The following is a 21,323-nucleotide window of genomic DNA, read 5'->3' as shown; positions in this document are numbered from 1 at the left end:
CCTTCGGCAGGCTCAAATGCTGAGAATTGCTAAGCTTTTAGTGAACCAGCCGGGCTTCGAGGTCGCGGGTCAGCTGCAGAATGATCGTTGCCGCATCCGCTGCCGATCGCAGGTCGTTTTCAAGGCTCATCAGCACGACTTTATCGCTCGCCTCATAAAGATCATTGCGCCAGGCATCAAAATCAGGCGCGCTGTGCGTTTCATCAGCAGCAATTTCGGCCAGGTCTTCGGCAAGGGTCCCGCAACAGCCCAAGATCGCTTCGGGACGAAGCTCGTCGGGATCCGCTGAGATCGCCGTCAATTCCGGCGTGCGTGCCCGCAACAAGGCCAGTGCTTTTTCGTAGGTGGCCATCTCCGCAGGCGCGCGGTCGCCTTGATCTGCGGCATTGTCGATCTGTGCGGCCTCAATTCCGTTGCGCTGCAAGAACAGCCACGCATTGTCGAGATCGGCGCGCTGACCGGAGGTTGCAAGGTTTGATAGGGTTCGCATCAACGCCTTCACGCCGCTCGCCGCAAAGAGCTGCTCCGGAATCTCACCGTTTTTGCAAAGCGCCTGATGCGCGTGGAAAGTCGAGGTCGGGAAAAAGCTATGAAACTCCTCGCCCGCAACCATTTGCAGCGCCGCGATCCGCTCCGGCAGCGTGCCACGCTCGGCAAACTGATCGGCCTTGGTCAGGACCAGGAAACTGTGGTCTTTCAGATGATCCGAGGCCTGCGCCCAGACTTCCGCCTCCGGCTTGGAAAACTCCTGCGTACACCAGAGCACCACATCGGCTTGCTTCATCGCGTCGAGCTGCGCTGCATCAATGGCCTCCGCCGCGGGGCCTGTGTCCGTCAGGGTAATGACCTGCAAGAGCGGATGATCCATTGATACGTTCTGCGCATCAGCGGCGGCATCGCGAAAGTCTCCGGATTTGTAGGTCACTGCCCCCGCTTGCACATTCGGCTGCAACACCTGATGCAGCAACACACTGCATAGCTGCGATTTGCCCACGCCCTTGGGTCCCAGAACCACGACCCTGACACCGGTGCGCAACCGCTCCAGCAACTGGGTCGCCTGCTCCGCCGGTGCGCCCGTCAACACGCGGTTGGCAAGGGCTTGCTCCAGCTCGGCAATTACGCGGTTTGGGGTGGTGTCATCCAACACAGCGGATCCCCGTCAGCTGGCTCTTTTCCGACTGTGCTTTGCAGTCATCAGCATCTTGCAGCTGCACCACCGAGAAGGACACGTTGTCGAGATCCGGATCGTTCTGCTCGCGCAGCCGGTCCAGCAAACGGTCGGCAATTTCAGCGCTTTGTGCCCCACGGGACGCACATAAAACCTGCGCAATCTCCTCATCGGTCAAAAACTGCAGACCATCGCTGGCCACGATCAGAATATCGCCCGCCTGCAAGGCTGCAGGGTCGGTGGGACAGTCGATTTTGGGAATGTCCTCGCCGAAGAGCACAGAGGTCAATGTGTTCCGATCAGGGTGGCACTGACCCTCTTCCTTGTCCAGTAGTCCCGATTTCACCATATAATCGATCTGTGGCGCCATGGAGTGATCTTCGTTGAGTTGCGACAATTCTCCATCCCGGAACAGGAACAGCGGCGAATCCCCAATGGAAATCCAGTAAAGATGCCGGTTGATGATCACCGTCGCCACCAGCGTCGCCCCCATGCCATGGGTCTCCGGGTAAGAGGCAACATGATCGCGCAGGCAGGCATTCGCCGCCATCGCCGCCTCGAACAAATGCGTCGTGACCTTGTTTTCAAACGCATCGACATCGCCGCGCTGGAACATCAACTCGCTGAACACCTCGGTCACAACGATCTTGCTCGCGACATCGCCCGCCGCATGTCCCCCCATCCCGTCCGCCAGCACGGCGACGCCAACCTCCGAGCCGCGGGAGAAATCGGCAATGACCGCATCCTCCTGATAGCTGCGGCGGCCTTTGCTCAACGCTGAGGCTGCATCGAAATCAAAGGGCGGGCGCATCGCCGCCCTCCGTGGTCTCCCATTTGAAGTCAGACCCGCAGAGCGCCACAAAGCGCAGCGTTGTCTCGCCAATGCGGATCAGGTCCGCATGTTGCAGCTCCTCGGTGCTCAGAACCGGGCGCGCATTGCGGCGGATGATGTTCGATTTGCCACCGTGACCGATGTAGAATTTGTTCTCTTCTTCATCGTAGGCGATGGCCGCGTGATTGTGACGCGAAATGCTGTTGTCCCCGAAATCGAGTTTGATCACCTGATCGTCACCGCGCCCGATCATCGACGCACCTGTAAAGATACTGAAGGAATGCCCGATGCCGGGGCCCTCCACGACGACCAGCCAGCCCACCGGGAATTTGTCATGCTGTGGTTTGGCGGTGGCGTTTTCTGCACTGCCAAAGGGGTCATTGGCATCCGGCTCCGCGCGATTGAACCCCAGGAGACGTGTTTTCACCCGACCGGCCCGACGCCCAGCCCGGCCTGGCACCGGCGCCGGTACAGCAGAGAGCGGCGTGGTGTTGGACAGATCAACAGGCGCGGGATCACCCGCTGGTTCGGCACTTTCAACGGCCTGCAATTGCTGCTGGGCGAAGGCCACAATGTCCGGGTTGTCTGCGACTGACGCATCTGTTTCGGTAGGCTCCTCCTCGAGAGCCACAGCCTCTTCGGGCATTTCCTCGTCTTCGGACCAGCTCTCGGCAGGCATTTCTTCCTGTTCCGCTTCAACCGTCGGTGCGGTTTCCATCATCCGGGTCTGGGCGAGAACGGCTGCGATCTCCGCGCCGCCATCATCCTCTTCCTCAGCGAGGTTGTCTTCCGCCGTGTCGGCCGCGCTGAACGCTTCCACAAAGTCTTCTTCGGCCTCGACGTCGTCCTCAACCACTTCCGGCGCGTCATCAATCTCAAATGAATCGTCCGCCAGAGGCGCTTCCTCCGCGCCAAGGCCCAATTGATCCATCACATCCGGCTCAAGCTCTTCTTCAAAGGCTTCAGGATCATCCTCTTCACCCGCCACGGCAAATGGATCGAGCGGCAGCACCCGCTTGTCCGACGTTTCCATGAAGGCTTCGCGCAACGCGTCTTCGTCGAGCGCCTCATCCTCGGTGGCGGGTCTTGACTGGTTCTGAAATACCTTGCGGAAGAGTGTCATATCGTGCCTTTCCAATGTCGCCTGTTGTCTCGCTGCCCGGACCACCCGGGGGTTATGGAGAGTGAGTGTGATCTACGCGGCCAATTCCCGGGTCAGCCCCCTGCCGTGTAGCGTTGGTTAATCGTCCAGTAGCCGTAGTCCTCACCCATGTTGAGCAGCTTCCCCACGGTAACAGCATGAAAATCGTCGAATTGCAGGGCGGCCTGCCCCAGCATGAAATAGGCCACCAGGATGACCGGCAAGGTCGCCCACCTGCGCCAGATCGAAGAGCGCGCCACGGACCGTTCCGCTGCCATCAGCGCATCGAAATCCTGCTGGGAAATGACATCCGGCAGGGTCTTGTATTTCTTTGGCCTTGCCTGTGACACTTCCTTTTTGGCCGCCGGTCGCGGCGTCGAAATCTCTTCCTTGAAGATCCGGCTTTTGGTGGTAACCACCGCCGCTGGCGTGACAGAAACCTTTGAACGTGTTTGTTTTTCCCCGCTCGGTGCCGAGACTGAGCTCACTGGATCGGCGGCTGCAGCTTTATCCGAAACGCGGTCGATCATCTTGCGGTCCGCAGAGGACATATCCTGAGCTGATGCTTCTGGAACAGCGGTGTCGCCCTGCTCTTCCGGCGTCTCGCTATCGTAGAGATCTCTGAAAAATGCCGCGTCGTATTTCGGATCGACCGGCTTTGTATCCCAGGGCTCCGGTATCTCGGCTTCGGGTTTAACCTCCGGCACAGGTGCGACCTCAACCGGCGCGGCATCTTCTTTGTCGTCTTGAACGGACTGGATCAGATTGCTGATGGTCAGGTTGATCGTCTGATCATCGCGCGCCCGCGCCCGCGCAATTTCCGCGCGCCTTGTCGGGTCGATCATCAACGCCCATTCTTGGGCGGATTGAATCCGATCCGCGGGCACGATGTTCATGGCTTTGTCGATCGCAGCCAGAAAATCATCGTCATAGGCCGGGAAGCGCCCGCGCAGCGGTTCGTAGAGATCCGGCTGGTGCGATGCCAGTGCAGCAAGCCGCGCCTGGCTGTTGGGCGGGGCTTTGCCAGAAATCAGATGGGTCAGGGTCGCCGCAAGCGCATAAAGATCGCTGCAGGGGTATTGCTGACTGCCGGCCACATAGAATTCCTGCGGGGAATAGCCGTCTTTCACCACCAGAACAGCAGAGAGAACGCGGCTCTTGCGGCTGGCCTCTTCCCGTGCCGCCCCGAAATCAATCAGCACCGGACGCCCCGATTTGTCGACCAGAATGTTGTCTGGCGAGATGTCGCGGTGCAGCAGGTCCTGACTGTGCACATGCGCGATGGCATCAAGCAGCGACAGGGTCAGCGACTGCACCTGCGCTGCGGACATCGCAGGCGCGCCACTTTCGATGATCTCCAACAGGTCTTTGCCGTCCACCAGGTCGAGCGCCATATAGGCGGTCTCATTATACTCAAACACCTGATGCACACCCACCACGCTGGAGTGATCCAGACGTGACAGCGCATGCGCCTCACGGATGAACAGCGCCACAATCGAGCGGAAATCATCGACGTAGTTTTTGGTTCTGGCGCGCACCGTTTTCTTCACCCGGCTGCAGAATGCCTCGGGAAAGCATTCCTTGATCACCACGGTGCGGTTGAGGCTGTCCTTGGCCAGATAGGTGATGCCAAAACCGCCGCTGCTGAGATAACGCACGATCTCATATTGCCCGCTCAGCAGTTTGCTGCCGGGGGCCAGCGCCTCGCTGTTGGCCTCGTCGTGTAGTGTTTCGTCCTGGGTGCTCATCTTGCTTTCAGTCTTTCGCCTCTCGCCACCAACCCATCGCTCCTCTGGTGAGGTGCAAAGGGATTAGGCGTCGCATCAAAAAGGCCGAAATGCTGTGTCCAAAACATGGCCGACAGGAGGAACAGGCGTGCCATGAAACGACAAGTTTATGCGAATTTATGAAGCCTTAACGGGCATTCAGACCAGAAAAACACCCAACCGCAATGGCTGCGACCGGGTGGTTTTTTCTTGCAAGGTCAATGATCTAGGTCAGAGCGCGACCCGCGTGGCCTTGCCCTGCTTTTCCGCCTGCTCAGCCGCGACCGACGCCACCGCCAGATCCTGCAGCCCGACGCCCGTCCCATCAAAGAGCGTGATTTCATCCGCAGAACTGCGCCCCGGATGATCACCATTGATCACGGCGCCAATCGGCGTGATTTCGGTTTTGCCGATGAGGCCCGAGGCAATGGCATGCTGCGCCTCGCCGATGGTCGTTGATTGGGCGATCTCATCCGCGAAGGCCGTCGCGGTGGTGAAGATCTCCGGATCGATTTCCTGTTTTCCCTTGGTGTCGGTGCCCATACAGGCGATATGCGTCCCCGGTTTGATCCAGCCCTTCATCAGCAGCGGTTCAAACGCCGAGGTGATGGTGATGATCACATCCGCCTGCGCACCAAGCTCTTCCTGGGTCACGGCCTCGAATTCCAGCCCAAGCTCCTCGGCCACCGCCCCGAGACGCGGCAGCATTTCGGGATGCGGGTTCCAGGCGACAACCTTCTCAAAATCGCGTTGCTGTGCTGCGGCGCGCAGTTGGAAGGTCGATTGATGCCCGGCGCCCACCATGCCCAGCACCTTCGCATCCTTGCGCGCCAGATGGGCGATGGAAACGGAGGAAGATGCCGCCGTACGCACCGCCGTCAGGTAGTTGCCGCCCACCAGCGCCTGCAGCATGCCCGTATCCGGGTCAAAGAGGAAAATGGTGGATTGGTGGTTGGTCAGCCCCTTGTCCATATTGCCGGGCCAGTAGCCGCCCGATTTGACCCCTAGCGTCTTGCCCGCCTTGTCGAACCCGGATTTGAACCCGTAAAGCGCGTCGGCATAGCCGATGGCCTCCCGGATCACCGGGAAATTGTAGGCATCCCCCTTGGCCATGGCACCAAAGACCGCTTCAACGGCGGTGAATGCATCGGCGCTGCTCACCACCTCCGCACAGACGTCTTCCCCTACAATCAGCAATCCTTCGGCCATGTCTTCACCCTTCAGTCTGTGTTCTACGTGAAAACGCGCCCGAAGCCGTCGGGCGCGCCCATCTTTTCCGGTGCCGTTTTGGCTCAGTAGGCCTTGCCGCGCGCGGACACCGGCCAGAGCGTCTCAACCTTGCCGTCGCGCACGCCCACGTACCAGTCATGCACGTTGCAGGTCGGGTCGCAGTGGCCCGGCACCAGTTTCAGCTTGTCGTTGACCTTGAGGACCCCATCCGGATCGGCCACCACGCCGTGCTCGTCGGAGCATTTGACGTATTCGACGTCCGTGCGGCCAAAGATCACCGGCAGACCGCTGTCCACCGATTGCGCCTTGAGGCCCGCGTCCACGATGGCCTTATCCGCCTTGGCGTGGCTCATCACCGAGGTCAGGATGAACAGTGCGTTTTCCCATTCGCCCTGATCGATCCGGTTGCCGTTTTCATCCAGGATGCGCCCATAATCTGCGTCCATGAAGGCGTAGGAACCGCATTGCAATTCGTTGAACACACCCGAATTGCCCTCGAAATAATAGGAGCCGGTACCGCCGCCACCGACGATGTCGCACGTCAGCCCTTCGCCTTTCAGCGCGTCGACCGCCTCCTTCACCATGGCCACCGCCACGTCGATCTTGGCTTTGCGGTCGGCGTAGCTGTCCATGTGCTGCATCGCGCCCTGATAGGCTTGGATGCCCGCAAATTTCAGACCATCGGCTGCATCGATGGCCTTGGCAATCTCCACCACCTCAGGCGTTGTGGTCACCCCGCAGCGACCCGCACCGCAGTCGATTTCGACAAGGCATTCGATTTCCGTCCCATGGCGCACCGCCGCCTCCGACAGGTCCCCCACGTTCTCAATGTCATCCACGCAGCAGATCGTGCGCGCGCCCAGCTTCGGCATCCGCGCCAGGCGATCTATCTTCTCGGGCTGGCGTACCTGATTGGAAACCAGCACGTCTTTGATACCGCCGCGCGCAAACACCTCTGCCTCTGACACCTTCTGGCAGCAGACCCCGCAAGAGCCGCCCAGCTTTTCCTGCAACAGCGCCACATCAACCGATTTGTGCATCTTGCCGTGCACCCGGTGGCGCATGCCGTGCGCCTTCGCCCAGTCGCCCATCTTCTTGATGTTGCGTTCCAGTGCGTCGAGATCGAGCACAAGACACGGCGTCTGGATCTGCGCCTCGTCCATGCCAATTGCGGCCGGAATGTCGTAGCCCACTTCAAAATCTTCGAATTTGACCTGCTTGTTCATATCGCGTCCTCCTTAGCCCTTCATCCAGGGCAGTTTGTTCAAATCCACATTGCCGCCCGTGATGATCACCCCCACGCGCTTGCCCCGGAACACTTCCGGATTGCGCAGGATCGTCGCCATCGGCACGGCGCAGCTTGGTTCCATGACGATCTTCATCCGCTCCCAGGTCAGTTTCATCGCATCGATGATCTCCTGTTCGCTGGCCGTCAGCACATCGGTCACGAAGCTGGAAACGAAGTGCCAGGTATTCTCCTTCAGCGGCACCTTGAGGCCGTCCGCGATGGTCACCGGCGCATCGTCGGCAATGATATGCCCCGCCCGGAAAGAGCGCGCGGCGTCATCCGCCTGATCGGGTTCCGCCGCGTAGATCTCCATCTTCGGTGCCAGGTTGGAGAGCGTCAGACAGGTGCCCGAGATCATGCCACCACCGCCGATGGGCGCGATCACCGCGTCCATGTTATCAACCTGCTCCAGCAATTCCAGCGAACAGGTCGCCTGCCCCGCAATCACGCGCGGGTCATTGTAGGGGTGCACAAATTCTGCCCCCGTCGCGTCCTGCACCTCGGCAAACACCGCCTCGCGGCTGGTGGTCGAAGGCTCACATTCGGTAATGATCCCGCCATAGCCGCGCACCGCAGCCTTCTTTGCTTCGGGTGCCGTGCGGGGCATCACCACATGGCACGGGATCCCGCGCCGACCTGCTGCATAACTGAGCGACAGCGCGTGGTTGCCGGAGGAATGCGTCGCCACGCCTTTCTCGGCCATCGCATCGCTGAGGCCAAAGACCGCATTGGACGCCCCACGAACCTTGAACGCACCAGCTTTTTGAAAGTTCTCGCATTTGAAGAACAGCTCCGCCCCGGTCAAGTCGTTGAAATAGCTCGAAGTCAGCACCGGCGTGCGGTGGATATAAGGCTTGATCCGTTCATGCGCGGCACGCACGTGATCGATGGTCAGATCCGGTCCGGTCAATGTATCTAGCATACCGCCCTCCTACGCTGCTGTCTTGATCAACGCCGCGCGGTGCGCACGGAAATAATCCTGGGCCGCTGCGACACCGCTGCCAAGCTCGATGGGATAGTCCAGATCGGCCATGGCCATTTCAATTGTCGCCAATCCCGACAACACCATCACATCCGTCAGGCTGCCCAGATGGCCGATGCGGAAGGCTTTGCCGTTCATCTCCCCCAGGCCGACGCCGAAGGATACACCATAGGCGTTGAACGCCTGATCCGTCAGCGCATTGCTGTCGAACCCTTTGGGTACATAAATTGCGCTGACCGTATCGGAGTATAGCGCGGGGCTTTCCGCGACCAGTTTCAGCCCCCAGGCATCAACCGCACGCCGCACCCCTTCGGCCAGTCTGAAATGGCGCGCATAGACGCTTTCCAGACCCTCCTCAAAGAGCATCTTCAGGCTTTCGCGCATGCCATAGATCAGCTGCAGGGGCGGTGTATAGGGAAAACCGCCTGACGCATTGGCGCCCATCATATCGCGGAAATCAAAGAAAGTGCGGGGCAGCTTGGCCTTCTCCATGGCGGCGAGCGCCTTGGGGCTGACACCAAGGATCGCCATGCCCGTCGCCAGCATGAAGCCTTTCTGGGAGCCGGAGACTGCGATATCGACACCCCAGTCGTCCATCCGAAATTCCATCGACGCCAGCGAGCTTACGCAATCCACAAACATCATGCCTGGATGGCCGGCCGCATCCATCGCCGCGCGGACCGCCGCGATGTCGGATTTCACCCCGGTCGCCGTTTCGTTGTGCGTGACCAAAACGGCCTTGATCTCATGACCCTTGTCCGCGCTCAGAACCGCCTCGAACCTGTCGGCAGGCGCCCCCGACCCCCATGCACATTCAATAATGTGAACATCCAGACCATGGCGTTGGCAAAGATCGATCCAGCGGTGGCTGAACATGCCGTAGCGCGCCACCAGAACCTTGTCGCCGGGGCTGAGCGTATTGCAAATGGCCGCTTCCCATCCGCCTGTGCCACTGGCCGGAAACGTGATGACAGAGCCCTTCGTCGTTCCAAATACTTTCTTGGTGTCTTCCAGGATTGGTGCGAAGGTTTCGACAAAATCAGGCGCACGGTGGTCACGGGTCTGCACTTGCATCGCAGCACGCAGCCGATCAGGAATATTCGTTGGCCCGGGAATGAACACTGGGTTTTGGTCTGACATGTCGGTCTCCTCATACGTCATGCAGCAACATACCAATTAGCGCGCGCATTTCAATTTTCTCGAAAATGTTTTCCATTAGTCAATTTAATTATACATCACTATGTTTTTAATCACTTTTACATTTTTCAAAAATCGATTAAATGAATTTATTGAAATTATTTTTCATTCATGCCATAAATATGGGAACAGATTCTCAAGGACGTGTCCGTGACAATTCAGAAACGCCAGCGTGGGAGACCAAAATCCCAATTTCGCGAAAGCTCCGCAGGGACGCTGCAGTCGCTTGATCGCGCGCTTGGCATTCTGACGGCAGTGTCTCGGGCAGAACGCGCGACGCTGACCGATTTATCCATGTCGCTTGGCGTCCCGACCGCCACAACCCATCGCATTCTGACAACGCTGCAAAAGCACGGCTTTGTCGCCTTTGACGAGGAACGTCAGGATTGGGTCATTGGGATCGAGGCTTATCGGACGGGCGTGTCTTTCATGAACCGCACTGGGCTGAGCACGGTCAGCCGACCGGTCATGCGTCATCTGATGGAAAAGACTGGCGAGACCGCAAACCTCGCAATTCCCGATGGGGCTGAGGTGGTGTTTGTCGGTCAGGTCGAGACCTTCAATCCGATCCGCGCCTTTTTCGCACGTGGCACGCGCACCTCCATGCACGCCTCCGGGATCGGCAAGGCTATTTTGGCTGCGATGCCGCCGGAGCGGGTGCGCAAACTGCTCATGACCTCCGGCCTCACGCCTTTCACCGACAACACGCTGGTGTCGCCGGAGGCGCTGTTTGCCGACCTCAATGAAACCCACGCACGCGGCTGGTCTTTTGATCGCGAAGAGCGTCACGCGGGCATGTCCTGCATCGGGTCGGTGATTTACGACGAACACGGTGACCCGGTTGCGGGTGTGTCCATTTCCGGGCCGAGCACGCGGTTTGACCCGCTGCGCGTGCCGGAGCTTGGTGCGACGGTTGCCGCGGCAGCCGTGGAGATTACCGACCTGATTGGCGGTCGGTTGCCCGCAACAAACACACGCTCAAATGGCGAAATCACAGCAACGAAAACAGGCACGGGCCCGCTGGCCTAAGATCGCAATTGGACGCGTGCAGAAGGAGAAACGGTTAAAACAAACGGAAATCGGATGAAATTCCCCCAAAGGTTGCACTAACGGGTTGTTTTTGAGGCAAGTTTTGCTTGCCAGCGCCTGCGAAACACCTAGCTTTACGAATGTAAATTCGGGGAATTGGTTTTGTTTGGCGCCCGAGGAGATTTGCGCCGAATGACACCACCAGACGCCCAACCGCGTTTCCAGAGTTTTCACAGAATGGCGCTCACCGCGCCTTACGACAGATTCGGGCGCTCATGCCCGTTCTTAAGGGAGGAAATATGACAGATAATCTTAACCGCAGAAAGTTCCTGCACGGCTCGGCCGTCGCAGGTGCGGCCGCTCTCGCCACGCCAGCCATTGCGGATGGCCACGGCACCACCTTGAAAATGCAAGCGGCCTGGGGCGGCGGTATTTTCCTGGAAAACGCGCAGTCCTTCGCGGCGCGCGTGAATGAAATGAGCGGCGGCTCACTGACCATCGAAGTCCTGTCGGTCGACGCCGTCGTGAAAACCAGCCAGATGCAGGACGCGGTGCACCGCGGCGTGCTGGATGCCGCGCATTACGTGCCCGCCTATTGGTACGGTAAATCCAAAGCGGCCTCGCTCTTTGGCACGGGCCCCTGCTTTGGCTGGTCGAGCCAGGAAGTGCTGGGCTGGGTCTATGCCGGTGGCGGTCAGGAGCTCTTTGACGAGCTGATGGCCGAGTTGCGCCTCAACGTTGTGTCGTTCTTCAACTCGCCGATGCCCGCGCAGCCGATGGGCTGGTTCAAGGAGCAGATCACCGACGCCTCGCAGATGGAAGGGTTGAAATACCGGACCGTTGGTCTGGCCGCGGACGTTCTACTGGAAATGGGCATGTCGGTGGTGCAGCTGCCCGGCGGTGAAATCCAGCCGGCGATGAAATCCGGCCTGATCGATGCGGCGGAGTTCAACAACCCAACATCTGACCGTGACTTCGGGATGCAGGACGTGTCCAAACATTATCACCTCGCCTCCTTCCACCAGAGCCAGGAGTTCTTTGAGGTTACGATCAACAAGGACAAGTTCAACGCGCTTTCCGATGATCACAAGGCGATCATCAAAAACGCGTCGATGGCGGAAAACTCCGGCTTCTACTGGGGCAACACAAAGCGCTATTCCGACGATCTGCTGAAACTGCAGGAAGCCGATGGCGTGAACGTATACCGCACACCGGATTCGGTGATGGCGGCCCAGCTGGCAGCCTGGGACAAGGTGACAGCACGTATCGCGGAGGACGATCCGTTCTTTGCCAAGGTGATGGAATCACAAAAGGCCTATGCCAAGGACGTGATGAACTACCTGAACCTGAACCAACCTGACTACAAGCTGGCCTACAACCACTACTTCGGTTGATCTAGTGTAAGTGCAGATCGAGATCGGGCGCCCAGGCGGGTGCCCGGCCTCTACAGCTGATGATCGGGCCCTGACCAGCAGGGCCTGCCCAGCCACGACAGGGAAATCAAAACCATGAAATTCGTTCACGCCATAGAAGGATTGAGCCTTTGGGTCGGTCGGGCCTTCGGCTGGTGCATCCTGATCCTGACGCTCTCGGTGTCGTATGAGGTCTTTGTACGCTACGTGCTCAATGCGCCCACGGTCTGGGCGTTCGACATGATGATCCAGATGTATGGCGCGCTGTTTCTGATGTGCGGCGCTTATGCCCTGGCGCAGGACACGCATGTGCGGGCGGATGTGGTCTACCGTCTCTTCCCTGTGAAGGTGCAGGCGAGCCTCGATTTCCTCCTCTACTTCCTGTTTTTCTTTCCGGGCGTTACCGCCCTTGTCTGGTTCGGCTATGAGATCGCCTCGGACAGCTGGCGCTATAAGGAAGTGAGCTTCAACAGCCCCGCCAGCATTCAGATCTACTTTTTCAAATCGCTGATCCCTGTCGCGGGTGCGCTTTTGATGATCCAGGGCGTCGCCGAACTGGTGCGCTGTGTCATCGCCATCCGAACTGGGGAATGGCCCGAGCGGCTGGCTGATGTGAAAGAGACCGAAGATCTGCTCTCGGACGCAGATATCGCTGAAATCCAAGCCATACATCCCGGCAAGCAATAACGACGCGCCAGCAGGAAGAAAGATACAAAAATGACAAATCCCGAAGTCGCCCTGTTGATGCTGGGCCTGTTTATTCTGCTGGTTTTGCTTGGGTTTCCGATTGCCTTCACGCTTTTGGCGATGGGCGTGGCCTTTGGCTACTACGCCTATCATCAGGGCGGACCCATCGAGAGCTTCAGCGATATCTTCAACAACAATATCTTCTATCTGCTGAACCAGAACACCTATTCGGTGATGGAAAACCCGACGCTTGTGGCGATCCCCTTGTTTTTGTTCATGGGGTATGTGGTTGAACGCGCCAACATCGTCGACAAGCTGTTCTTCTCGCTCTACCAGGCCGCGCGCAACCTGCCCGGCTCGCTGGCGATTGCGGCCTTGCTGACCTGCGCGGTGTTCTCCACCGCCTCCGGCATTGTGGGCGCCGTTGTGACCCTGATGGGCCTGCTGGCCTTCCCCGCCATGGCCAACGCCAACTACAACAAAAGTTTCGCCTCGGGTGTGATCTGCGCGGGCGGGACATTGGGCATCCTGATCCCGCCGTCGATCATGCTGATCGTCTATTCCGCCATCGCGGATCTGTCGCCTCTGCGGCTCTACGCGGCGGCGGTCTTCCCGGGGCTGCTGTTGGCCGGGCTCTACATCGTCTACGTGATCGTGCGCGTCTGGTTCAATCCTGCGCTGGCGCCAAAACCGCAAATGGATGATGTGCCGCCCCCGCGCGAGATCTACTGGAACCTGCTGGTCAGCTTCGTGCCGCTCACCGTGTTGATTGCGCTGGTGCTCGGCTCGATCCTCGGCGGCCTCGCAACACCGGCGGAAGCGGCGGCCATGGGTGCCCTCGGCGGCATGATCCTGGCGGTGCTCTACCGGTCGATGACCTGGACCAAGCTCAAGGAAAGCGTGTTCCTGACCGCCAAGGCCACGGCCATGGTCTGCTGGCTCTTCGTTGGCTCTTGGACCTTTGCGAGCGTCTTCTCCTACCTCGGCGGGCATGACATCATCGCCGATTGGGTCGGCGGGATGGACCTGGAGCCCTGGCAGTTCCTGGTGTTGGCGCAGATCATCATCTTCCTGCTGGGATGGCCGCTCGAATGGTCCGAGATCCTGATCATCTTCGTACCGATCTTCCTGCCGCTCTTGGAAGTCTTCGGCGTGAACCCCTATTTCTTCGCCATGCTGGTGGCGTTGAACCTGCAAACCTCCTTCCTGACCCCGCCCATGGCCATGTCGGCCTATTATCTAAAAGGGGTGCTCAAGAAACAGATCGAGTTGATGGAAATCTTCCGGGGCATCATGCCGTACCTTGGCATCGTGATCTTCACCATGGTGTTGATGTATCAATTCCCCGGCATCGCGCTGTGGTTCCCGGACTATCTCTTTGGTGAATACATTCCGTGAGCAAGATCAAACCTCATAGCCTGAGTGCGACGGAGGCGGCATCCCATATCGCCTCCGGCAGGCTAAAATCCGTGCAGTTGGTGCAATCCTGCCTCGACCGGATTGCGGAGACCGATGGCGCGATCCACGCCTGGGCCCATCTTGACCCTGAGGCAGCGCTGGCCCAGGCAGAGGCATGCGACCGTCAGCGCCAGCGCGGGTTGGCGACCGGCCCTCTGCACGGGCTGCCCATCGGGCTCAAAGACATCATCGACACCCGTGACATGCCCACCCAACGCGGCACGCCGATCTTTGCGGGGCGTCAGCCGGACCAGGATGCGCGGATCGTCGAGATGCTGCGCGAAGCCGGGGCGGTGATCATGGGCAAGACGGTCACAACGGAGCTGGCCTTCGTTCATGCGAATGAAACGCGCAACCCGCACAATCCAGACCATTCCCCTGGAGGATCTTCCAGCGGGTCGGCGGCGGCGGTGGCGGCAGGCCATGTGCCGCTGGCCATCGGCACTCAAACCAACGGCTCCGTCATCCGGCCAGCCTCTTTCTGCGGCACCTTCGGGTTCAAACCAACGCGGGGGACCATCCCGCGCAGCGGCGTGTTGCAAACCTCCGTGTCGCTGGACCAGATCGGCACCTTCGCGCGCACGCTGGAAGACGCCGCCCTACTGGCCGACGCCATCAGCAGCTACGACCAACGCGACCGCGAAAGCTTCGTGCATGCGCGGCCTGTCATGGCGGCGGGGGCGCGCCAGGACGCTGAGATGGAGCCGGATTTCGTCTGGTTCAAACTGCCCTTCAATGATCGCCTATCAGAAGCCACTCGCGACGGGCTGGATGGTGTGATGGAGATCCTCGGAAAGCGTGTCACCCGCATGGACCCCGCCAACCAACTTGGGGAACTTGTCGCAGTACAGGCCCGCATCCATGAATATGAAATCGCGCGGCATCAGACAGAGGTCTTTGAAAATCACTGGGATCAGGTGAGCGAGACGCTGAAACCCATCATCACCCGCGCGCGCCAGATCAGTACAGCAGAATACGAAGACGCCTTGGCGGTGAAAGCTTCCGCTGAGGCGTTTTTCGAGGATTTCTTTACCGAATACGATGCGATCATCGCCCCCGCCGCAGCGGGCGAGGCGCCGCTGTTTGGTGATGGGACAGGGGATCCGATTTTCTGTACACTCTGGACATTGGCGGGCCTGCCTTGCGTGACGCTGCCGCTGCTTGTCGGGGAGACCGGCCTGCCGGTCGGCGTGCAACTGATCGGCCCCGCGCATAAAGACGACCGGCTCTTGCGCACCGCGCGCTGGCTGCAAAACCATATCGCGGCGGCTGCCGCCTGACCGAAAGGACGCAAAGATGTCATATACCGTCAAACTGATCGTCGGGCTCATCGGCACCGCATTGCTGGTGATCTTTGTAGGCGAGCTCTCGCACAGCATCTCAACCGGTTTTGCCGGGTTCTGGGGTGGCTTTCCCTTCATGGTCATTGTGATCATCGTCTGCGCCATGGCGATCTATGACTATTGGGACGAGTGCATTCGAAAGAAGAAGTAACCCATGACCAAACCCCGCCTTTGGATCACGCGCCGCCTGTCCGACGCCACCATCGCCCGCGCCGAGCGGGACTATGATACCGTCGTCAATCATGCCGACACGCCCGGCAGTGCGCAGGACCTGATTGCGGCGAGCGCCGATTTTGATGCGATCATCCCCTGCCATTCCGAGCATTTCAGCGCCGAAGTCGCTGCCCAATTGGACCCGCGCCTGAAGATCATCGCCAATCATTCCGTGGGCGTCGATCATTGCAACCTGCCCAGCCTGAAAGCGCGGGGCATTGCTGTCACGAACACACCGGATGTGCTGTCGGACGCCACAGCCGAGCTGGCCATGCTGCTGATGCTGGGGGCCGCGCGCCATGCGGTGGCGGGCGACCGGATTGTGCGGACAGGGGCCTGGGATTTCTGGTCACCCTCCTTCATGGTCGGCAAGCAACTGACCGGCGCGCGTCTGGGGATCGTCGGCATGGGGCGTGTGGGCCGCGCGTTTGCCGCCAAGGCCCGCGGCTTTGATATGGACATCCACTACTACAACCGCAGTCCGCTGCCGGAAAAAGACGCGCAGGGTGCCACCTACCACGAGACTGTAGAAAGCCTTCTCGCCGTCGCCGATTTTCTGTCGCTGCACTGCCCGGCCACGCCGGAAACAATCGATTTGATGAACGCCGAAAGGTTTGCCCTGCTGCCGAAAGGCGCGGTTCTGGTGAACGCCGCACGCGGCGCGCTGGTCGATGAAGACGCGCTGCTGTACGCCCTGTCCAGCGGGCATCTGTCGGCGGCGGGCCTGGATTGTTTCAAGGTCGAACCCGGCGGCAACCCCGCCTTTGCGGCCCATGAAAACATCTTCATGCTGCCGCATATCGGCTCAGCCACAACAAAGACCCGTGACGCCATGGGGTTCCGGGCGCTCGACAATCTGGATGCGTTTTTTGCCGGGAAGACGCCACAAGACCTGCTGTGACGGTCAGGCGCTGAAAAGCTGCCCGTATTCTGCGCGCAGGACGTTCTTTTGCACCTTGCCCATCGTGTTGCGCGGCAGTTCGGGCAGGACAATCAATTTGCGCGGGTGCTTGAAGCGGGCCAGATCTGCGCGGGCGGCCCGGTCAATCCTTTCCAGATCCGGTTCCTGGCCTTTCTCTGGCACCAAGAACCCAACCACCGTCTCCCCGAAGTCCGGATGCGGCACACCGATGACGGCGCTTTCGAGCACGCCGGGCTGATCATCCAGCAGAACCTCGATCTCTTTGGGATAGATGTTGTAGCCACCTGAAATAATCAGATCCTTGTTGCGGCCCACGATCTGCACATAACCCTGATCGTCGATCAGCCCGAGATCGCCGGTGATAAAGAACCCATCTGCGCGCAGCTCTTCGCGGGTCTTTTCAGGCATCTGCCAATAGCCTTTGAAAACATTCGAGCCCCGCACCTCGATCTGACCAATCTCGCCTTGCGGCAGCGCGTCACCTGTCGCCGGATCGGTGATCTTGAGCTCAACCCCCGGCAGCGGAAACCCGACCGTTCCCGGCCGCCGCGCGCCGTCATAGGGGTTGGAGGTGTTCATATTGGTTTCGGTCATGCCGTAGCGTTCCAGAATGCGGTGGCCGGTACGGGCCTCGAACTGCACATGGGTTTCGGCGAGCAAAGGCGCGCTGCCGGAGATGAAGAGCCGCATATGCGCCACCAGATCCCGGTCAAATCGCGCATCGTCCAGAAGGCGCGTGTAGAACGTCGGCACGCCCATCATCGCGGTGGCCTGCGGTAGAAGGTCAATGACCGCCTCCACATCAAATTTAGGCAGAAAGATCATCGCGCCACCCGTCAGCAAGGACACATTGGTCGCAACGAAAAGCCCATGCGTGTGAAAGATCGGCAGCGCGTGCAGCAGCACGTCTTCTTTGGTGAACTGCCAGACATCAACCAGTGTTTGCGCATTCGACAGCAGGTTCGTCTGCGTGAGCATCGCCCCCTTTGAGCGTCCGGTGGTGCCGGATGTATAGAGGAAGGCGGCCAGATCATCCGCGCCGCGTGCCACCGTGTCGAACTGCGTCTGCATGCCCGCCGCACTTTGCTGCAGCGTACCCGCGCTCGCTGCATCCAGCGTCAGGATGGAAGCACCAGCGGACTGCGCAACCGGATTCAGATCAGCGGCCTTGGATGGGTCACAAATCAAAAGCCGCGCGCCGCTGTTCTCCATGAAATAGGACACTTCGGAAGCGGTGTAGCCGGTGTTCAGTGGCAAATAGACAATGCCCGCCTGGATGCAGGCGGCGTAGACGGCAAGGGATTGCGGTGATTTCTCTGCCTGCAGGGCCAGCCGGTCCCCCGGTTGCAGGCCAGCAGCGATAAAGGCATTGGCGTATTGGGCGGCACGCGCCAGAAACACCGCGTGGGTCACGATCGATCCGTCCTGAAGGTGCAGGAACACCGTGTCTTTCCCTGCATGGCAGCCAAAGAGCGTGTCGAAAAGCGGATTTGCCATCTCGTTGTCCTAGTGCTGTGTCTTTTCCATCGCCGCCGCCAGAGACTGCACCCGGGCCGAGGCCGCAACCCTATGCTCAGCGGCATAGCCTTCGTGGTTTTGTGCAATCAGGGACAGATCGTAAAGATAATTCACCATCACACCGAAAGATTGCGCCATCCCGTTGGGTGACAGATCTGCGCCCGCGTGTACGTCATGCACCAGCGCACCGTTGCCCAGATGAAAGCGCGCAACCGGGTCACGGGGGCTGCCATCGCGCCGTTTTTCTGCCAGTAGATAATGTGCGGCGATCTGGCATTGCATGTCGGCGTCATCCGTCGTTTCGATCCCAGCCTCGCGCGCCCATGTGGTCAGGCCCGGAATGGGCGAGAGCGTCACGAATGTCTCAAGCCCGGGCAATTCCCGCGACAGGTCGGCCACCACCTGCTTGATCAGTGAATTGCCAAAGGAGATCCCCGCCAACCCCGACTGGCAGTTCGAGATCGAATAGAACACCGCCGTGTCTGCATCGACCGCCGGCAGCGCTTCGCGTTTTTCGGAGAGCAATTCCTGGACGGATCCGGGAACACCACGCGTCAGCGCGATCTCGACAAATATCAGGGGCTCGTTGGGCATGGCAGGATGGAAAAACGCAAAGCAGCGGCGGTCGCCCGGTTGGACCCGGCGGCGCAAATCCTCCCAGCTGTCGATCGCATGCACGGCCTCATAGGCGATGATTTTCTCCAACACGTCCGCCGGGCTTTCCCAATCAATCGGGCGCAAAACCAGAAAGCCACGATTGAACCAAGACGACAGAAGGTGGCGCAAATCCTGATCAACGGGGCCAAATTCAGGGTGCTCGGCAGCAAAGCCCAAAAGATCATCCCGCATTTGGACAAGCTGCGCCGTGGCACCCGGCACCTGGTTGAGGCGGCGCGCCAACTCCTGACGTTTTGGCTCGGCGGCGATGGAGAACGCGCGATAGCTCTGTTTGGAGGGGGTTGCCTCAAAAGCGCTGAGGGTCGCGCGCACGGCTTCCGGATCAATGCCCATCTCATCGGCCAGAAACGCGAAAAACGCCTGCTTTTCCGCGCGGTCCATCCCTGCGTAGCGATCGAGAATGTGGCTCGCGGTCACCGCCCCCGATATTTCACCCGAACTGCCCAGCAGGTCGTTGCATAGCTCCTGGATGGAGCGCCCGGTGAGATCTGGCTCCAGAGCGCTACGGTATCGCCGCTCAAACACCGTGGAGAGGATATCCGCGAACCAGCTCAAAACGAGGGGCCCATCACCGCGTCGGGCAACCAGGTGGCGAGCCCTGGGAAGAGACACAGCAGGATGATCGCGATGACCATGCAGGCCACAAACGGCAGCGACCCCTTGAGAATGGTTTTCAGCGAGATATCCGGCGCAATTCCGTTGATCACATAGAGGTTGAGACCCACCGGCGGGCTGATCAGACCGATTTCCATGTTGATCGTGAGCACCACCGCAAACCAGATCGGATCAAACCCGGCGGTGGTGATGATCGGCAGCAGGATGGGCGCGGCCATCAGGATCACCGCCACGGGCGGCAGAAAGAAACCGGCGATCAGCAAAAAGACATTCACCGTACCCATCAGCACCCAGCGGTTGACCTCCAGCGTACCGATCCACTCCGCGATGGATTGGGTGATGAAAAGGCTCGACAGCATGTAGGAAAACACACCGGCGGCGGCGATGATGAAGAGGATCATCACGCTTTCCTTGGTGCTGTCGCGCAGCACATGCCAGAGCGCAGACGGGCTCCAGAGTTTGTAGATGACCATCGCGATGATCAGACACAAAAGCGCGCCGACGGCGGCAGTTTCCGAGGGCGTCGCGATGCCCCCGTACATGGCGTAGAGCACGCCGATGATGATGCCCAGAAACGGCAGAACGCGCGGGAGGATTTCCAGCTTTTCGCGCCAGGAATAGCTGCGGGCGGTCAGCAGGTTTGCATTGCCGGATTGCCATGTGGAATAGAGCGACCACGCCATGAAGAGCGCCACCAGCATCAGCCCCGGAATGACACCGGCGAGGAACAACCGGCCAATCGAAGTCTCGGTCGCGATACCGTAGACGATCATCGTGACCGAGGGCGGGATCAGGATACCAAGGGTGCCCCCTGCGGCGATGGAGCCCGCGGCGACACCGTCGGGGTAGCCGCGTTTGCGCATCTCGGGGATGCCCATCTTGCCGATGGCGGCACAGGTGGCCGGGCTGGAACCAGACATCGCGGCAAAAAGCGCGCAGGCCCCGAGGTTGGAGATCACCAGGCCACCGGGCACGCGCGTGAGCCAGCGTTCGAGTGCTTCGTAAAGATCGGCACCCGCCCGTGTCGAGGCGATGGAAGACCCCATGATGATGAACATGGGGATCGAGAGCAGCGCGAAGTTATCGAGCTTGCCAAACAGGATCTCGGGCATCAGCTCAAGACTGCGCATGCCGTCGAAGATCATCAGGAACCCGGCGGAGACAATCAGCAGCCCAATGGCAACTGAAACGCCGGAAAACAGCACGATGATGGTGGAGACAGCCACCAGCGCGCCGAGCACAAGCGGGTCCATCAGCCGTCCTCCAGACCGAAGGGTTTTTCGGTGCCGCTCAGGACACCAAAGAGATCAGCGATCAGCTGCAACAGCAGCAGACCGAAGCCCACGGGCAGCGCCAGATAGGGGATCCACAGCCGCACGCCCCAGACCGTGTCGGACTTCCACCCCCGGTCCCAGGCGAAATGCCAATAATCATACCCATACCACAGCATGACACCAATGATCGCGATGGAGAGCGACAGCGTCAGCACTGCCAACGCGCGGCGCGCCTGTCTCGGCAGCGCGAGCGGGATCAGATCCACGTTTACGTGACCCCGCAACCGCTGCACATAGGGCAGGCCCACCAGTGTCGCGCCAATCACCAGATAAATCACCATTTCCGTCTGCCAGACGGTCGATCCGTTGAGCACGAAGCGTACGAAGATCATCTGGCAGGTGATCGCAACGGCCGCGACAATCATGGCGGCAGAACACCAGCCAGCAAGGGTCGACAGAGCAGCGACGGCGCGCAGGAACGGGTGATCCCCGACGCGGGTCTCGGCAACGGAGTTTTGGCCAGCCATAAGGACTATCCTGAAGCAGAAAAGAAAATGGGCGGTGATTTCT

Annotated in this window: 19 protein-coding genes; 7 read left to right on the top strand and 12 right to left on the bottom strand. The window is 59.7% G+C overall.

Annotated features, from left to right (window positions below):
* Window positions 1–37 precede the first annotated feature (37 nt).
* From Q1A20_RS15760 to bhcA, 8 genes are all read right to left on the bottom strand, one after another.
* Window positions 38–1,147 carry a GTPase domain-containing protein gene (locus Q1A20_RS15760; RefSeq protein WP_299917559.1) on the bottom strand — a complete coding sequence of 370 codons (1,110 nt, stop codon included), beginning with the start codon at window positions 1,145–1,147 and terminating at the stop codon, window positions 38–40.
* Window positions 1,137–1,979: a protein phosphatase 2C domain-containing protein gene (locus tag Q1A20_RS15755; RefSeq protein WP_299917558.1), complete on the bottom strand. Its 843-nt coding sequence runs from the start codon at window positions 1,977–1,979 to the stop codon at window positions 1,137–1,139. Before Q1A20_RS15755 ends, Q1A20_RS15760 begins: the two co-directional genes overlap by 11 nt.
* The gene (locus Q1A20_RS15750) at window positions 1,963–3,123 is read right to left on the bottom strand and encodes an FHA domain-containing protein (protein ID WP_299917556.1); all 1,161 of its coding nucleotides are present in this window, start codon (window positions 3,121–3,123) and stop codon (window positions 1,963–1,965) included. The genes Q1A20_RS15755 and Q1A20_RS15750 overlap by 17 nt, the downstream gene beginning before the upstream one ends.
* Window positions 3,124–3,215: 92 nt before the next feature.
* Window positions 3,216–4,889 carry a serine/threonine-protein kinase gene (locus Q1A20_RS15745; RefSeq protein WP_299405492.1) on the bottom strand — a complete coding sequence of 558 codons (1,674 nt, stop codon included), beginning with the start codon at window positions 4,887–4,889 and terminating at the stop codon, window positions 3,216–3,218.
* 249 nt (window positions 4,890–5,138) lie between these two features.
* Window positions 5,139–6,116, bottom strand: a complete 978-nt coding sequence (bhcD, locus tag Q1A20_RS15740; protein WP_299917553.1) for an iminosuccinate reductase BhcD — start codon at window positions 6,114–6,116, stop codon at window positions 5,139–5,141.
* 83 nt (window positions 6,117–6,199) lie between these two features.
* Window positions 6,200–7,363 (bottom strand): 3-hydroxy-D-aspartate aldolase BhcC, encoded by a 1,164-nt coding sequence (gene bhcC / locus Q1A20_RS15735; RefSeq protein WP_299405497.1) that lies wholly within the window; start codon window positions 7,361–7,363, stop codon window positions 6,200–6,202.
* Window positions 7,364–7,375: 12 nt separating this feature from the next.
* Entirely contained in the window at window positions 7,376–8,347 is a 972-nt protein-coding gene (bhcB, locus tag Q1A20_RS15730) for a beta-hydroxyaspartate dehydratase BhcB (protein WP_299405500.1), read from the bottom strand.
* A 9-nt stretch (window positions 8,348–8,356) separates the two neighbouring features.
* Window positions 8,357–9,547: an L-aspartate--glyoxylate aminotransferase BhcA gene (gene bhcA / locus Q1A20_RS15725; protein WP_299917550.1), complete on the bottom strand. Its 1,191-nt coding sequence runs from the start codon at window positions 9,545–9,547 to the stop codon at window positions 8,357–8,359.
* Between the two features lie 207 nt (window positions 9,548–9,754).
* Between bhcA and Q1A20_RS15720 the strand changes: the two genes are divergently transcribed.
* The 7 genes from Q1A20_RS15720 to Q1A20_RS15690 all read left to right on the top strand — a co-directional run bounded on the left by Q1A20_RS15720 (window position 9,755) and on the right by Q1A20_RS15690 (window position 16,647).
* On the top strand, window positions 9,755–10,633 hold the full coding sequence (locus Q1A20_RS15720) for an IclR family transcriptional regulator (RefSeq protein ID WP_299405505.1): 879 nt from the start codon (window positions 9,755–9,757) through the stop codon (window positions 10,631–10,633).
* A gap of 299 nt (window positions 10,634–10,932) precedes the next feature.
* Window positions 10,933–12,027: a TRAP transporter substrate-binding protein gene (locus Q1A20_RS15715; RefSeq protein ID WP_299917546.1), complete on the top strand. Its 1,095-nt coding sequence runs from the start codon at window positions 10,933–10,935 to the stop codon at window positions 12,025–12,027.
* A gap of 114 nt (window positions 12,028–12,141) precedes the next feature.
* On the top strand, window positions 12,142–12,732 hold the full coding sequence (locus Q1A20_RS15710) for a TRAP transporter small permease subunit (RefSeq protein WP_299503081.1): 591 nt from the start codon (window positions 12,142–12,144) through the stop codon (window positions 12,730–12,732).
* Window positions 12,733–12,762: 30 nt separating this feature from the next.
* Window positions 12,763–14,130 carry a TRAP transporter large permease subunit gene (locus tag Q1A20_RS15705; protein WP_298970744.1) on the top strand — a complete coding sequence of 456 codons (1,368 nt, stop codon included), beginning with the start codon at window positions 12,763–12,765 and terminating at the stop codon, window positions 14,128–14,130.
* Window positions 14,127–15,470: an amidase gene (locus Q1A20_RS15700; RefSeq protein ID WP_299917543.1), complete on the top strand. Its 1,344-nt coding sequence runs from the start codon at window positions 14,127–14,129 to the stop codon at window positions 15,468–15,470. Before Q1A20_RS15705 ends, Q1A20_RS15700 begins: the two co-directional genes overlap by 4 nt.
* A gap of 16 nt (window positions 15,471–15,486) precedes the next feature.
* The gene (locus tag Q1A20_RS15695; RefSeq protein WP_299405515.1) at window positions 15,487–15,684 is read left to right on the top strand and encodes a hypothetical protein; all 198 of its coding nucleotides are present in this window, start codon (window positions 15,487–15,489) and stop codon (window positions 15,682–15,684) included.
* A gap of 3 nt (window positions 15,685–15,687) precedes the next feature.
* Window positions 15,688–16,647, top strand: a complete 960-nt coding sequence (locus tag Q1A20_RS15690; RefSeq protein WP_299917540.1) for a D-glycerate dehydrogenase — start codon at window positions 15,688–15,690, stop codon at window positions 16,645–16,647.
* Between the two features lie 3 nt (window positions 16,648–16,650).
* On the opposite strand, the gene Q1A20_RS15685 is transcribed toward Q1A20_RS15690, so the two are convergent.
* The 4 genes from Q1A20_RS15685 to Q1A20_RS15670 are packed head-to-tail and all read right to left on the bottom strand — an operon-like array spanning window position 16,651 to window position 21,280.
* Window positions 16,651–18,165, bottom strand: a complete 1,515-nt coding sequence (locus Q1A20_RS15685) for a malonyl-CoA synthase (RefSeq protein ID WP_299917537.1) — start codon at window positions 18,163–18,165, stop codon at window positions 16,651–16,653.
* Between the two features lie 9 nt (window positions 18,166–18,174).
* Window positions 18,175–19,419, bottom strand: a complete 1,245-nt coding sequence (locus Q1A20_RS15680; RefSeq protein ID WP_299917535.1) for a malonyl-CoA decarboxylase — start codon at window positions 19,417–19,419, stop codon at window positions 18,175–18,177.
* Window positions 19,416–20,732, bottom strand: coding sequence for a TRAP transporter large permease (locus Q1A20_RS15675; protein WP_298970732.1), 1,317 nt, complete (start codon window positions 20,730–20,732; stop codon window positions 19,416–19,418). Before Q1A20_RS15675 ends, Q1A20_RS15680 begins: the two co-directional genes overlap by 4 nt.
* The gene (locus tag Q1A20_RS15670; protein WP_299917532.1) at window positions 20,732–21,280 is read right to left on the bottom strand and encodes a TRAP transporter small permease; all 549 of its coding nucleotides are present in this window, start codon (window positions 21,278–21,280) and stop codon (window positions 20,732–20,734) included. The genes Q1A20_RS15675 and Q1A20_RS15670 overlap by 1 nt, the downstream gene beginning before the upstream one ends.
* Window positions 21,281–21,323 lie beyond the last annotated feature (43 nt).

The sequence above is a fragment of the uncultured Roseobacter sp. genome, assembly GCF_947501835.1.
GTDB lineage: Bacteria > Pseudomonadota > Alphaproteobacteria > Rhodobacterales > Rhodobacteraceae > Roseobacter.
Note: the sequence above shows the minus strand (reverse complement) of the source record. Positions and strands in the feature narration are given on the sequence as shown.